Source organism: Streptomyces sp. NPDC017095 (assembly GCF_044332325.1).
In the GTDB taxonomy this organism is placed as follows: Bacteria; Actinomycetota; Actinomycetes; order Streptomycetales; family Streptomycetaceae; genus Streptomyces.
This window is the reverse complement of sequence record NZ_JBIROU010000012.1, coordinates 213520-226630: the sequence shown is the minus strand read 5'-3', so window position 1 is coordinate 226630 and position 13111 is coordinate 213520. Positions and strand designations below refer to the sequence as shown.

At 74.8% G+C, this 13111-nt stretch carries 11 protein-coding genes; 4 read left to right on the top strand and 7 right to left on the bottom strand.

What is annotated here, in order from left to right:
• The first annotated feature begins 40 nt into the window (after nt 1-40).
• Nucleotides 41-373, top strand: a complete 333-nt coding sequence (locus ACH4OA_RS24450) for an ArsR/SmtB family transcription factor (RefSeq protein WP_397947483.1) — start codon at nt 41-43, stop codon at nt 371-373.
• Nucleotides 374-476: 103 nt separating this feature from the next.
• Nucleotides 477-1352, top strand: coding sequence for a TIGR03620 family F420-dependent LLM class oxidoreductase (locus ACH4OA_RS24445; protein WP_397970871.1), 876 nt, complete (start codon nt 477-479; stop codon nt 1350-1352).
• Nucleotides 1353-1460: 108 nt separating this feature from the next.
• Here the strand turns inward: ACH4OA_RS24445 and ACH4OA_RS24440 are convergent, their stop codons facing one another.
• Complete coding sequence (locus tag ACH4OA_RS24440; protein ID WP_397970868.1) at nt 1461-2957, bottom strand: acyl-CoA synthetase; 1497 nt, start codon at nt 2955-2957, stop codon at nt 1461-1463.
• Nucleotides 2958-3229: 272 nt separating this feature from the next.
• Here ACH4OA_RS24440 and ACH4OA_RS24435 point away from each other — a divergent pair, with 272 nt between their 5' ends.
• Nucleotides 3230-5011: a serine hydrolase gene (locus ACH4OA_RS24435; protein WP_397970866.1), complete on the top strand. Its 1782-nt coding sequence runs from the start codon at nt 3230-3232 to the stop codon at nt 5009-5011.
• Nucleotides 5012-5058: 47 nt separating this feature from the next.
• Here the strand turns inward: ACH4OA_RS24435 and ACH4OA_RS24430 are convergent, their stop codons facing one another.
• The 4 genes from ACH4OA_RS24430 to ACH4OA_RS24415 form a co-directional block, all read right to left on the bottom strand.
• A complete protein-coding gene (locus ACH4OA_RS24430; protein ID WP_397970863.1) occupies nt 5059-7191 on the bottom strand; it encodes a cellulose binding domain-containing protein in 2133 nt (710 codons plus the stop codon).
• A gap of 280 nt (nt 7192-7471) precedes the next feature.
• Nucleotides 7472-9034 carry a phytoene desaturase family protein gene (locus tag ACH4OA_RS24425; RefSeq protein ID WP_397970860.1) on the bottom strand — a complete coding sequence of 521 codons (1563 nt, stop codon included), beginning with the start codon at nt 9032-9034 and terminating at the stop codon, nt 7472-7474.
• Between the two features lie 55 nt (nt 9035-9089).
• Nucleotides 9090-9932 (bottom strand): oxygenase MpaB family protein, encoded by an 843-nt coding sequence (locus ACH4OA_RS24420; protein ID WP_397970857.1) that lies wholly within the window; start codon nt 9930-9932, stop codon nt 9090-9092.
• Nucleotides 9933-9983: 51 nt separating this feature from the next.
• Complete coding sequence (locus ACH4OA_RS24415) at nt 9984-10355, bottom strand: ferredoxin (RefSeq protein ID WP_365877613.1); 372 nt, start codon at nt 10353-10355, stop codon at nt 9984-9986.
• Nucleotides 10356-10457: 102 nt separating this feature from the next.
• On the opposite strand from ACH4OA_RS24415, the gene ACH4OA_RS24410 reads away from it, so the two are divergent.
• A complete protein-coding gene (locus tag ACH4OA_RS24410; RefSeq protein WP_365877611.1) occupies nt 10458-10823 on the top strand; it encodes a DUF6479 family protein in 366 nt (121 codons plus the stop codon).
• Nucleotides 10824-10887: 64 nt separating this feature from the next.
• Here ACH4OA_RS24410 and ACH4OA_RS24405 read toward each other — a convergent pair whose 3' ends face one another.
• Nucleotides 10888-11343 (bottom strand): RpiB/LacA/LacB family sugar-phosphate isomerase, encoded by a 456-nt coding sequence (locus ACH4OA_RS24405; protein WP_397937471.1) that lies wholly within the window; start codon nt 11341-11343, stop codon nt 10888-10890.
• A 179-nt stretch (nt 11344-11522) separates the two neighbouring features.
• Nucleotides 11523-12770, bottom strand: a complete 1248-nt coding sequence (locus ACH4OA_RS24400) for an ANTAR domain-containing protein (RefSeq protein WP_397970855.1) — start codon at nt 12768-12770, stop codon at nt 11523-11525.
• Between the last annotated feature and the right edge of the window lie 341 nt (nt 12771-13111).

Genomic DNA, 13111 nt, shown 5'->3' with positions numbered 1-13111 from the left:
CGACGTATCCCGAATCGACGGCCGGGCCTATACTCGCCTCATGACGGACACCGCCGCAACCCCGGACCCCGACCTGGTCAACGCGCTGCGGGCGCTGTCCAACCCGATACGGCTCCAGATGCTGCGCTGGCTGCGCGAGCCCGAACGGCACTTCCCGATGGAGGCGGCCATCGCCGACCCGGCCGAGGTGGGTGTGTGCGTGAGCCACATCCAGGCGAAGGCGGGCCTGGCCCAGTCCACCGTGTCGACCTATCTCGCCGAGCTCCAGCGGGCGGGCCTGGTCCGGGCGACCCGTGTGGGCAAGTGGACCCACTACAAGCGGGACGAGGAGCGCATCGCCGCCCTCGTCGCGGAGTTGGGCCGGACGCTCTAGAACCCCCTGGCAGGTCCCTCCCGTGGACACTCCTTGCGCTTCATGTCGAGATTCTGCGATATTACGATTCTCCGATTGGCCCACCCTGCTAGGGAGCACACCGATGGACCTCGGCACGTTCGGGATCTACACCTTCGACTTCGAATTCCAGCCGGCCGCCCAGATCCGTGACTCCCTCGCGGAGCTGGAGGAGCTGGGCTGGCGGGCGCTGTGGGTCCCCGAGGCGCTCGGCCGGGACGCGTTCACCCACGCCGGCTTCCTGCTCGCCTCCTCCAGCCGGCTGACCGTGGTCAACGGCATCGCCCGCATCTGGTCCCGGGAGGCCCTCTGGGCCAAGGGCGCGTCGCTGCTGCTCGCGGACGCCTACCCGGGCCGGCACATCGTCGGCCTGGGCTTCGGCGGCGATCCCCGGCCGGGCGTGAAGCCGCTGGCCGCCATGAACGCCTACCTGGACGAGCTGGACGGCCCGGAGACGCCCAATCCGCGCCCGGCGGCCCCGGTGCGGCGGCTGCTCGCCGCGTACGGGCCGAAGATGCTGGAGCTGGCCCGGGAGCGCGCCGAGGGGGCCCACACCTACAAGGTGAACACCGCCCACACCGCGCAGGCCCGGGAGATCCTCGGCCCGGACGCCTTCCTGGCCGTCGAGCACGCCGTCCTGCCGGAGGCCGACCCGGTCCGGGCCCGCGCCCTCGCCCGCGAGCACCTGCACGGCTACCTCCAGACGCCGTACAACGTCGCCAAGTTCCGCCGGCTGGGCTACACGGACGACGACCTGTCCGGTGGCGGCAGCGACCGCTTCGTGGACGACCTGGTGTTCTGGGGCGACACCGACACCATCGCGCGCAAGCTGCGCGGCCACCTCGACGCAGGCGCCGACCATGTGGCCGTGCAGGTGGTCGGGGTCGAGCCGGGCGCGTCGACGCTGCCGCACTGGCGGACGCTGGCCGGCGCGCTGCTGTCCGACGACGACCGCGGCTGAGCACCACCGGACCGCGCGCACCCGGCCGGTGAATCGCACGCGCCCAGGCGGCGGACGGGCGCGGCTAGCCGCCGGACCACACGCACCCGGCCGGCGGACCGGGCGCGGTTAGCCGCCGAACCGGGTGCGCAGCTCGCGTTTGAGGATCTTCCCGCTGGCGTTGCGGGGCAGCTCGCCGACGAACAGGACCCGTTTGGGTGCCTTGAACGGGGCGATGCTGTCCTTCACGTGTGCGATGAGCTGCTCCTCCGTCACCTCGCCGCGCGGGACGACGACCGCCGTGACGGCCTCGATCCACCGCTCGTCGGGCAGACCGATCACGGCGGCCTCGGCGACCGCCTCATGGGTGTAGAGGGCGTCCTCGACCTGGCGCGAGGCCACCAGCACGCCGCCGGTGTTGATGACGTCCTTCACCCGGTCCACGATCGTGAAGTAGCCCTCGGCGTCCCGCACCGCGAGGTCGCCGGAGTGGAACCAGCCGCCCCGGAAGGCCTCGGCGGTCTCCTCGGGCCTGTCCCAGTAGCCCTCGCACAACTGCGGTGAGCGGTAGACGATCTCACCGGGCGTGCCGGCGGGCACCTCCGCGCCGCTCTCGTCCACCACCCGGGCCTCGACGAACAGGACGGGACGCCCGCAGGAGTCCGGCCGCCCCTCGTGCTCCTCCGGACCGAGGACCGTGGCCAGCGGGCCGATCTCGCTCTGCCCGAAGCAGTTGTAGAAGGCGAGTCCGGGCAGGCGCTCGCGCAGCCGCCGCAGCACCGGGACCGGCATCACCGACGCGCCGTAGTAGGCCTTGCGCAGCCCGGACAGGTCCCGGGTGGGGAAGTCGGGGCGGCCCGCCAGGGCGATCCAGACCGTCGGCGGCGCGAACAGGCTGTCCACGCGGCCCGCTTCGATCAGGTCGAACAGCAGGTCGCCGTCGGGCGCGTCGAGGATCAGGTTGGTGGCGCCGACCGCCAGGCCGGGCAGCAGGAAGACGTGCAGTTGCGCGGAGTGGTAGAGCGGCAGGGAGTGCGCGGGGCGGTCGCCCGCGCTCAGGTCGAGCGCCGTGATCGCGCTCAGGTACGCGTGCACCAGCGCCCGGTGCGTCATCATCGCGCCCTTGGGCAGAGCGGTCGTACCGGAGGTGTAGAGCAGTTGCGCCAGGTCCTCGCCGCGGGGCTCGGGGCCGTCGTACGGCGTGGCCCGCGGCAGCCGGGCGAGCAGGCTGTCGCCGGTGTCGCGCAGCGGCAGTGTCCGTGCGCCGTCCGGGAGCCGTCCGGCGAGGTCCGGGTCGGCGAGGACCAGGGAGCTGCCCGACTGGCCGAGCAGATAGGCCAGGTCGGCACCGACGAGGCCGTGGTTGACCGGCACGTGGACCAGGCCCGCGCGGGCGCAGGCGAGGAAGGCGATCAGACAGGCGTCGGAGTTGCGGCCGTAGACGGCGACCCGGTCGCCGGGCGTGAGGCCCTCGGCGAGCAGCAGGGTGGCCGCCCGGGAGACGGCGTCGTCCAGTTCCGCGTACGTCCAGGCGCGTTCGCGGTACTCCACCGCGACGCGCGCCGGGGTGCGGCGGGCGCTGCGCCGCAGCACCCCGTCGACCGTGCTGCCGTGTCCCTGGCTCATGAGTGCCGATCCTCGGCCCGCCGGCCGGACCGGTCAAGCATCCCGGCGTCGCCCGCCGGCCGGGCGGCGGGCCGGAACCCGTGACCGATGCCCCCGGCCGCGCGTGACGGCCCGCCACCCGGGTGCGCGGCACCCGCCGGGCGTGCCCGAAGACCACGGCCTTGTCCGGAAGCGTCCCCGGCCCGCGCCCCGTTGACACGCTCCCCGTCCGACAGGAAAGTTTCACCGGCAGGGCAAGTCCCGAAAGATACTTTCAGGCGGGAGGCCGCACCATGACGGACGACCTGGCAGGCGGACGAGGGGGCGGGCCGAGCCGGCGCCGGCTCGTCGCGGGCTCCCTGGCCGCGGGCGGCGCGTTCGCGCTCGGCGCCCTCCCCGCGCATCCAGCCGCCGCGGCCGCCTCGGACCGCCGCCCCACCCTGCGCCACGGCTCGCCCGAGCGCGCCGGACTGCTCCCGGCCCACCTGCGGCAACTCGTCGCGGACGCCGAGGCGTTCCTCGGCCCGTCCCCGCGGCACCCCTGGTACGCGGGCGCCGTCCTGCTCGCCGGGCGCGGCGGCACCGTGGCCCTGCACGAGCCGATCGGCACGGCGGTGCGCTACGCGGCGTACGACGAGAAGACCGACAGCGGTGTGGAGTTCCCGCCCGACCGGCAGCTCCCGACGACCCGTGACACGGTGTTCGACCTGGCCTCCGTCTCGAAACTGTTCACCTCGCTCCTGGCCGTGCAGCAGATCGAGCGGGGCGCCCTGGACCTCGGCGGGACCGTCGCCTCGTACCTCCCGGACTTCGGACGCGCCGGCAAGGGCGAGGTGACCGTCCGTCAGCTCCTCACCCACACCTCGGGCCTGCGCTCCTGGCTGCCGCTGTACGAGGAGCCGTCGTACGAGGGGAAGCTGGAACGGATCTGGAACGAGCCGCCGCTGCACCCGCCCGGCACCGCCTATCTGTACTCGGACCTGAACCTGATCACCCTGCAACTCGTCCTGGAGCGGATCACCGGACGCGCGCTGGACGTACTGCTGCGCGACGAGATCACCGGCCCGCTCGGCCTGGACAGCACCCGCTACAACCCGCCCGCCTCCTGGAAGCGGCGGATCGCGGCCACCGAGGACGCGCGCCCGCCCTGGTCCGGGCTCGACCGCGGCCTGGTGTGGGGCGAGGTGCACGACGAGAACGCCTACGGCCTGGGCGGCGTCGCGGGTCACGCGGGCGTGTTCTCCTGCGCCTGGGACCTCGCGGTCCTCGGCCGGACGCTGCTCAACGGCGGCTCCTACGGCCGGACGCGCATCCTGCGGCCCGAGTCGGTGGACCTGATGTTCACCGACTTCAACACGGCTTTCCCCGGCGACGAGCACGGCCTCGGCTTCGAGCTGTACCAGCACTGGTACATGGGCGCGATGGCCACCCCGCGCACGGCCGGCCACACGGGTTTCACCGGCACCTCGCTCGTGCTCGACCCCACGACCGACTCCTTCCTGATCGTGCTCGGCAACTCCGTGCACCCGGTGCGGACCTGGCGTTCCGGCTCCGCGCCCCGGGTCGCCACCGCGAACCGGCTCGCCCGCGCGGTGCCGGTGCGTCCGGCCCGGGGCCGTACCGCCTGGTTCTCCGGGATGGCGGGCGGCACGGCCGCGACGCTCACGCTCCCGGCGCTGGACACCGCCCCGGGTCCGGCCCGGCTGCGCTGCGCCCTGTGGTGGGACACCGAGCCGGGGTCCGACCCGGTGTCCCTGGAGTGCTCGACGGACGGCGGCACCACCTGGCGGCCGGTCCCCTTCACCACCAGCCGGCACGGCGCGGACCCCGAGGAGCACCCGGCGGGCACGGTCACCGGCTGGTCGGGCCGGGTCTGGCACCGGGTGACCGCGCCGCTGCCGGCCGGCCGCCTGGTGCTGCGCTGGCGCTACACCACCGACGCGCTGTACGTCGGCCGGGGCGCGTACGTGGACGCGCTGCGCGTCGAGTCGGCCGGCGCGGTGCTCTTCGACGGCGCCCGCCCGGCGGACACGGCGCGGATCACGTCCGCGGGCTGGCAGCTCTCGGCCGACTGAGCACGGCGGGCGGCCGGCATCCGGTCCGGTTCCGGGCGGGCCGGTGGTCAGCCGCCCGAGCAGACGGTGCCGTTGAGACGGAAGACCGTCGGATCGGGGTTGGGTCCGTCGTTGGCGCCGACGAACCCGAAGGACGCGGTCGAGCCGCCGTCCGGGGCCAGCGGGCCGGCGCCGTCGGGGGCGGTCACCCGCACGTGTGTGCCGCTCTGGTGGAACGTGGCGTTCCAGCCGGAGGACACCGACTGACCGGCGGTCGGCCAGTCCCAGTCGACGGTCCAGCCGGTGATCGGGGTGTCCGCGAGGTTGCGGACGGTGACCGTGGCCACGAAGCCGTTGCCCCAGCCGGTGTCGCGGTGGTAGGTCACCGCGCAGGCGGCGTTGGGCGGGGTGCCGGTGGTGAAGGTCAGCGGAACGGACGGGGCGGAGAGCCGGCCCGAGGTGTCGGCCGCGAGCACGTTGACCGTGTGGGTGCTGCCCGGGGGCAGGTTCCGCAGGGTGACGGACGTGCCGGTGGTCTCCCCGGTCAGGCGGGTGTGCGTGCCGTCGCGCTCCTGGACCAGATAGCGGGCGGCGCCCGTCGCGCCGTCCCAGGACAGGCGTGCGGTGGTGTCGGTCACGGCCTCCAGCCGGGGTGTGCCCGGGGTCGCGGCGGCCGAGGCGCCGGGTCCGGTGCCGGCCTGCGGGGTGAGGGTGACGGTGAGCAGCCCGTAGGGCTCCACGGTGACCCGGGAGGCGGACGCTGTCCCGCCGGTGACCTCGGTGATGTCGCTGTCGCCGCGGGCGTAGCGGCTGACCCGGGGTGCGGCGGCGGACGGGGTGAAGCCCGTGTAGCCGAGGTCCACGGTCCGGGCGGCGTCCGGGTTCTTGTTGACGAGCAGGACGCTCAGGCGCCCGTCGCGGCGGAGTACGGCGTGTGCCGAGACGTCCTGCGCGGAGGATTCGGCGGCGACCATGGTGTCGCCCGCGGTGCCCAGTTCGCTGGTCATCTTCATGCCGTAGTAGGGGTGGAACGGTGTGTTCGGCGCGGGTTCGCAGACGTCACCGGTGCAGGCACCGCTGGAGAGCATGCCCATGTCGCCGTAGTCGGTCTCGCCGTCGACGGTCGTGATCTGGCCGGCGCCGTTGTGGGTGTCCCACCAGTCCACGGTGAACACGCCGTTCTCCAGTGCCGTCATGAACGCGTCGGCGGCGAACAGGCCGTTGGGGCGGGCGGTGAGCCGGGCGCCGCCGGTGTTGGTGTTGATCTCGGTGAGGGCGATGCCGATGCGCGGTGAGTCGGGGCCCGCGTACCGGTCGAGCTGGCTGCGCACCTCGCGCAGTTCACCGGGCAGCCTAGCCAGCCGGGCCGTGGCGTCCTCGGCGGTGGTGTCGGATCCGCCCGCGTACCAGTGCACGCTCACGAAGTCGACGACGTCGGTCACCTGGGAGAGCACGGTGTGGTTCCAGTCGCCGGCGTCGCCCTCGCCGACCACGCCGTCCGGCCACTCGCCCGGAGCGGTGAGGACCGCGCCGATCTTGACGGTGGGGTCGACGGCCTTCATCGCCTTGGCGTAGGCGCGGACCTGACGGGCGTACTCCTGCGGGCTCTTGTCCGCGTGCTCGTCGTGCTCCCAGCCGCTGCCGTAATGGCCGTTGCCGTAGATCTCGTTGCCGATCTCCCAGTACTTCGCGCCGTAGTTCTTGGTGATGTTCGCGTACCTGACCCAGCCGGCCGCCTCCTCGGGCGTGCCCGAGCCGTAGTTGGCGATCAGGATCGGCTGTGCCCCGGTGGCGCGGACGGTGCCCATGAAGGAGTCGAAGCCGGTGCCCGGGGCGACGTATCCCCCGGGCGCCGTGTGGGTCTCCCAGTGGTAGATGTCGGCGTAGGAACCGCCGGGGTAGCGCATCGTGCCGACGTCGGCCGCCTTCATCAGGCGGGCGACCTCGGGATCGTTCATGTGCGCGTCCCAGATGGCGGTGTTGACGCCGCGGGCGGTGCCGGACAGCCGGCCCAGTGCCGCCTGGGCGTTGACCTGGACGGCGACGTCCGCGGCGGCCGCCGCCCGCTGGGGTGCGGCGGGGGCGGCGCCGGCCAGCGGGGGCAGCAGGGCGAGCGCGGCGGCCAGCACGGTCGCGCCCCGTACGAGGGGCCGGAGCCCCCGGGCACCGGCCGGCCGGCCGGTTCTGGGCAGTGGTGGCATGCGAGTCCTCCCTCGTGGGCCCGGCGGCGCGGCGGGTGCCGGACGGTACCGCCGGACGGGCGGTGTGACGGCGCGGCGGCGGGACGTTCCGCGCCGGACACGGAAAGGCGGAGCGTGGGACGCGTGCGGTGGTGCGCGTGGGCATGGGACGCCTGCGGTGGTGCGTGTGCGGGCCGGGCGGCCGGAACCCGACGGTGGGAGCGCTCCCATGATGAGAGGGGGGTGACGTCCTGTCAACGCCCGGGAACAGTGCGGATCGAGAGGGAGCGGCCAAGCGGGTTCAGTCCCGTTCCAGGACCGCCATCGCCGCGTTGTGGCCCGGTACCCCGCTCACCCCGCCGCCGCGTGCCGCGCCCGCGCCGCACAGCAGGACGTTGGGGTGGGCGGTCTCCACGCCCCAGCGACCGGTGTCCGGCTGGGCGTAGGGCCAGGACAGGGGGCGGTGGAAGATGTTGCCGCCCGGGAGGCGCAGGTCCCGTTCGAGGTCCAGCGGGGTCCTCGCCTCGATGCAGGGGCGGCCGTCGGCGTCGGTGGCCAGGCAGTCGGCGAGGGGTTCGGCGAGGTGGGTGTCGAGTTCGGCGAGGGTGGCGGCCAGCAGTTCCTCGCGGGCGGCGTCGTTGTCCCGGTCGAAGAGGCGGGCCGGGGTGTGCAGGCCGAACAGGGTGAGCGTCTGGTAGCCGCGCCGGGCGAGGTCGGGGCCGAGGACGGTGGGGTCGGTCAGGGAGTGGCAGTAGATCTCCGACGGCGGGGACCCGGGGAGCCGGCCGGCGGCGGCCTGGGCGTGCGCGGTGGCCAGTTGCCGGTAGCCCTCGGCGACGTGGAAGGTGCCGGCGAAGGCCTCGCGGGGGTCGGTGCCCAGGTCGCGCAGCCGGGGCAGCCGGGTGAGCAGCATGTTGACCTTGAGCTGGGCGCCTTCGGCGGGCTCGGGCGGCGCGGCGCCGGTGAGGGCGGCCAGTTCGTGCGGGGAGGCGTTGACCAGGACGTGCCGGGCGGCGGCGGTGCCCTCGCCGTCGGCCGTGCGGTAGGTGATCTCGGCGTGGCGCCCGTCGGTGTCGATCCGGGTCACCTCGTGCCCGGTGGCCAGACGCGCCCCCGCCGAACGGGCCGCCGCCGCGAGCGCGTCGGTGAGCGCGCCCATGCCGCCGACGGGCACGTCCCAGGCTCCGGTGCCGCCGCCGATGACGTGGTAGAGGAAGCAGCGGTTCTGGGCGAGGTCCGGGTCGTGGGCGTCGGCGAACGTGCCGATGAGCGCGTCGGTGAGGACGACGCCCCGGACCAGGTCGTCGGCGAACGTCTTCTCCACGACGACGCCGAGCGGCTCCTCGAACAGGGCTCGCCAGGCGGTCTCGTCACCGACGCGGCGGCGCAGCGCGTCACGGGTGGGCAGCGGTTCGGTGAGCGTGGGGAAGACGCGCTGGGCGACGTGGCGCGTCATGCCGTAGAACCGCTTCCAGGCCGCGTACTCGCCGTCGCCGCCGGTCAGCCGGGCGAACGCCTCCCGGGTGCGCTGCTCGCCGCCGCCGACGAGCAGGCCCGTGGGCCGTCCGGCGCGCTCGGCGGGGGTGTACGAGGAGATGGTGCGGGCGCGGACCCGGAAGTCCAGCCCGAGATCGCGCACGATCTTCGGCGGGAGCAGGCTGACCAGGTAGGAGTACCGGGACAGCCGGGCGTCGATCCCGGCGAACGGGCGGGTGGAGACGGCCGCGCCGCCGGTGTGGTCCAGCCGCTCCAGCACCAGCACGGAGCGGCCGGCCCGGGCCAGGTAGGCGGCGGCGACCAGGCCGTTGTGGCCGCCGCCGACGATCACGGCGTCGTAGGCGCGGCCTGTCTCGTTCGCGGGCATGGTTCTTCGTAGCACGCGGCCGTTCACGACGGCCAGGGGCGGGGTTCCGGCCAGGTCACCGCCTCGCTCCGCCCGGTGCCGGACGCGCGTGCGGGCCGAGGCGGGCCATCGCGCGCAGGATGTGCTTCGGCGGGAGCTGCCAGCGCACCCGGGCGGGTATCGCGCGCAGTACGGCGCCCGTGGCGCGCAGGGCGCGGGTGACGGCGGCGGGCGGCGGGGCCGGCCGGCCGTACAGCTCGTGGGCGTACGGCGGCAGGGAGGCGTAGGCCAGCCGGGCCACGTGCCGCCACAGCAGCTCGCGCGCCGGGACGAGGAGCGGGTGGACGGGCGGGCGGCGCAGGAAGGCGTCCACTTCGCGGGCCTCGGGGCCGGCGGCGAGGTCCGGGCGTACCTTCTCGAAGTAGGCGGCCAGTTCGGCGCGGTTCGCCGGCACGGCCCGCGGGTCGAGCCCCACGAGCCGGGCGCTCGTCCGGTGCTCGGCCAGATACCGGTCGGCCTGGGCGTCGGTCAGCGGCACGCCCGAGCGGCGCAGGACGTGCAGATAGGAGCCGATCTCCGCGCAGTGCACCCAGAGCAGCAGCGCGGGCTCGTCGAGGCGGTAGCGCTCCCCGGTGTCCGGGTCGGCCGCCGTCAGCGCGGCGTGGATCCGGCGCACCCGGGCACCGGCCTGCTCGGCCGCCCGCGTGGTGCCGTACGTCGTCGTCCCGACGAAGTCCGCGGTCCGCATCAGCCGCCCCCACGCGTCCCGCCGGAAGTCGGAGTTCTGGAGCACGCCGCGGACGGCACGGGGATGCAGGGCCTGGAGGTACAGCGCGCGCACGCCGGCGACCCACATCATGGGGTCGCCGTGCAGCTGCCAGGTCACCGAGTCGGGGGTGAACAGCCCGGGGTCCGCCATGTGCGCAGTATGACCCACGGGGCGCGGCGGACTGCCAGGGGCCCGTAGCACCTACTGGAGCACTTCGAGGAAGCCCGCGCAGGCGTCGGCACAGGCGCGGCAGGTGGCCGCGGCCGACTCGGCGCCGGGGAGCCGGTCGAAGGCGAGGGCGCACTCCAGACAGACGGAGCGGCACCAGTCCACCCGGACCCGGATGCCCTCCTCGTCCTGCTGGTTCTCCTCGCACAGCACCCGGCAGGTGGCGTCGCACGCCTCGGCGCACATGATGCCCAGCCGGCGCACGCGCTCCTGGCCCTCGGTGCCGTCCGGGTCGACCAGGCTCGCCCGCACGGCGCAGGCCCGGGCGCACTCCGTACACGCCTGGGCACAGGTGAAGCGGTCCTCTAGGAACCGGTACAGCTGCTGGGAAGTCGGCGATGTCACAGGGGGCGGGTAGCCGGGGCGGGCGGCCGCAAACCCTCCACCCCTCATCCCTGATGTCCGCTTTGTTCGATTCATACCTCTCTATGGGGGTATTCGTCTTTCATGAACATAGCTTCGATGCAACTCGCCGCGGCGAGCGGTCTGATGAGCCTGGTCCTGTTCGTCGTGGCCGTGGCCCTGCTCGCGCTGCTCGGGGGCGGCTTCTGGATGACCTCCCGCGTCAGGTCCAGGGAGCTGCCGCGCCCCCGCCCCGACGAACAGCCCACGATGCCGCCGGGCGGGCCGGTGCACGAGGTCCGCGAGAACAGGGAGTCCGCGGAGGTGCCCCGGATCGCCAAGGGAGAGCGCCCGCTCACCCCGTACGAACTGTCCAACATGGACACCCGGCCGAGTGACTCGAAGGACCGCCCGCGCTGGAGCAAGGGCTCCAGCGGCTCGTTCGGCGGCGGCGGTCTCGGCGCCCACTGAGCCGCTGCGGCCCGGACCGGGTGGTCTCGCCCGGCCCGGATGATTTCTGGCCCGGACCGGGTCTTCAGGAGCCGTCGCGGGCGGCGTCCAGGCGGGCGACGCGGGTCATGTTGTCCCGGTCCTCCGGGTCCTGGCTGGGCTCGGCCGCGAACCAGGCGTCGAGGATCTCCCGCAGCAGCGGTTCCGAGGTCAGCCTGAGGCTGAGCGCCAGGACGTTGGCGTCGTTCCAGCGGCGCGCGCCGTCCGCCGTGGCGGCGTCCGCGCACAGCGCCGCCCGGACGCCCGGCACCTTGTTGGCCGCGATGGACGCGCCGGTGCCGGTCCAGCAGCACACCACCGCCTGGTCGGCCGCGCCGTCGGCCACCTCCCGGGCGGCGGCCTCCGAACAGACCGCCCAGCGCGCGTCGGCCCCGGGCCGCAGCGCGCCGTGCTCCCGGACGTCGTGACCACGGCGGCGCAGCTCCGCGACGAGCAGGCGGGCGACGGGTTCGTCCATGTCGGAGGAGACGGAGATCCGCATACTCCGGAGCGTAGCGCCCGCGCACGGCGGCCGGACCTGCCGGGCGGCTTCCCGGGGCGGCCGGACGGGACGTGGTGGCGCGCGGATCATGAACGGCCGGGTCGCTGTTACGGGACCACTGCTGCGAGGCGTGCGGACCGGCTCCGGGGCGGCGCGGGCCGCGCGGTCGGCGGAGGTGTTCAGCCGGTGGGCGTCAGCGCCCCGTGGAGGTGTTCGAGGGCGTCCAGCAGCACCGAGCGGTGGTACCAGCTCAGCCAGACCGAGGTGTCCGCGGCCAGCAGGGCGAGCGCCTCGGTCTGCGCGGCGGTGGGCCGGTGGCCGGCGTCGGGCCAGTGCAGGCCGATCACGCCCGCGCACGAACCGGCCGAGGAGAGCACCGGGACGCTGTGCAGGGCGCGGGCGCCGCCGGCCAGCAGCACGTACCGGCACTCGTCGGAGAGCAGCGCGTCCGTGGCGACGTCGGGGACGCTCACCTGGCGGCCCCGGGTGCGGGCCGCCGCGTCGGCGGTGCCCTCGCCCCGGCCGCGCGCGAGGTGGTCGAGAAGCGTCTCCGCGCAGCCGTGGTGGGTCTCCGGCACCAGGGCGTTCACCGCCGGGTCGACCAGCTGCACATAGCCGCCGGGCGCCCGGCCGATGGCCAGCGCCTCGTGCAGCACGGTGTCGATCATCCGGCGGCGGCAGCGCGGGTCCCGGCCGCCGCGGGCGAGGACGCGCAGCTGCGGCATGGGCAGGGGCCTGCGGCCCGGAAACCACACCTCGCCGCTCGGGGCCCGGGCCACGACCACGGCCGAGACCAGGACGCGCAGGGGCACGTTGAACCGCTGTGACGCCTCGCGCAGCGCCCGGAAGGCGCTGCCGGAGTCCGGCAGCCCGTAGCGGACCATGAGCACGCCCTGCGCCATGCCGATCAGCGGGGCGCTGCGCACCCGGGCGCGCAGCGCGCGGACCTCCTTGTGCAGGTCCTCGTACGAGGGGCGGACCGGGTCGGCGAGCTGGGACCGCCAGGCGGGCAGTTCCTCCACCCGGGAGGCGGCGCGGGCCAGCGCGCGCAGCGCCTCGTCCAGGGTGGCGTACAGCTGGACGCCGGTCAGCCGGGCCAGGTGCACCGCCTCGCGCACCCCGGGCCGGGCGCGGACGATGACCAGGTCCGGGCGTCCGGTGCGCACCCGGGTCGTCTCGCTGAGCGTGCGCAGCACTGCGGCGCCGCCGAGCTGCACATGGGCCATGTCGAGGACGGGGCGCAGTCCGGCGCGGTCGGCCCGGGCCAGGTGGCCGCGGAGTTCCTCCGCCCAGATCTCGGCGCCGTGGGCGTCCAGGCTGCCGGTCATGCGCAGCAGCAGGGCGCCCTCGGCGGGCAGTCCCTCGACTACGGAGGACTCGATGACGAGCCGGGCCGGTGCGGCCGGCCGGCCGGCGGAAGGTTTCATCGCATCACCCAGACAGGACGTCACGGCACCGGAGCGGACGTCCTGCCGGCCGGACAGGACGTCACGGAGGTCTCGCCCGGCCGCTTCCCGGCCTCGGCACCCACTGTGCACGGTAAGCGCGGCTCCGCGGCCGCGCCATCCACGGCGCCGGGCGCGGGCGGCCCCCACAGGGGCCGGCCGGGGCCGCCGGGTCGCGTGCGGGGCGGAGGCTGGGGTGGCGTGCACCCGGTGCCGGGTGGGCCGGCCGCGGTCGGGTCTGGCGGACGTGCCGCCGGGCTGTACGACGGGCCGGGCGCGGGCGTTGCCGGGGCGGCCGGGGTTCGTGGCGCGGCGCGGTGGCG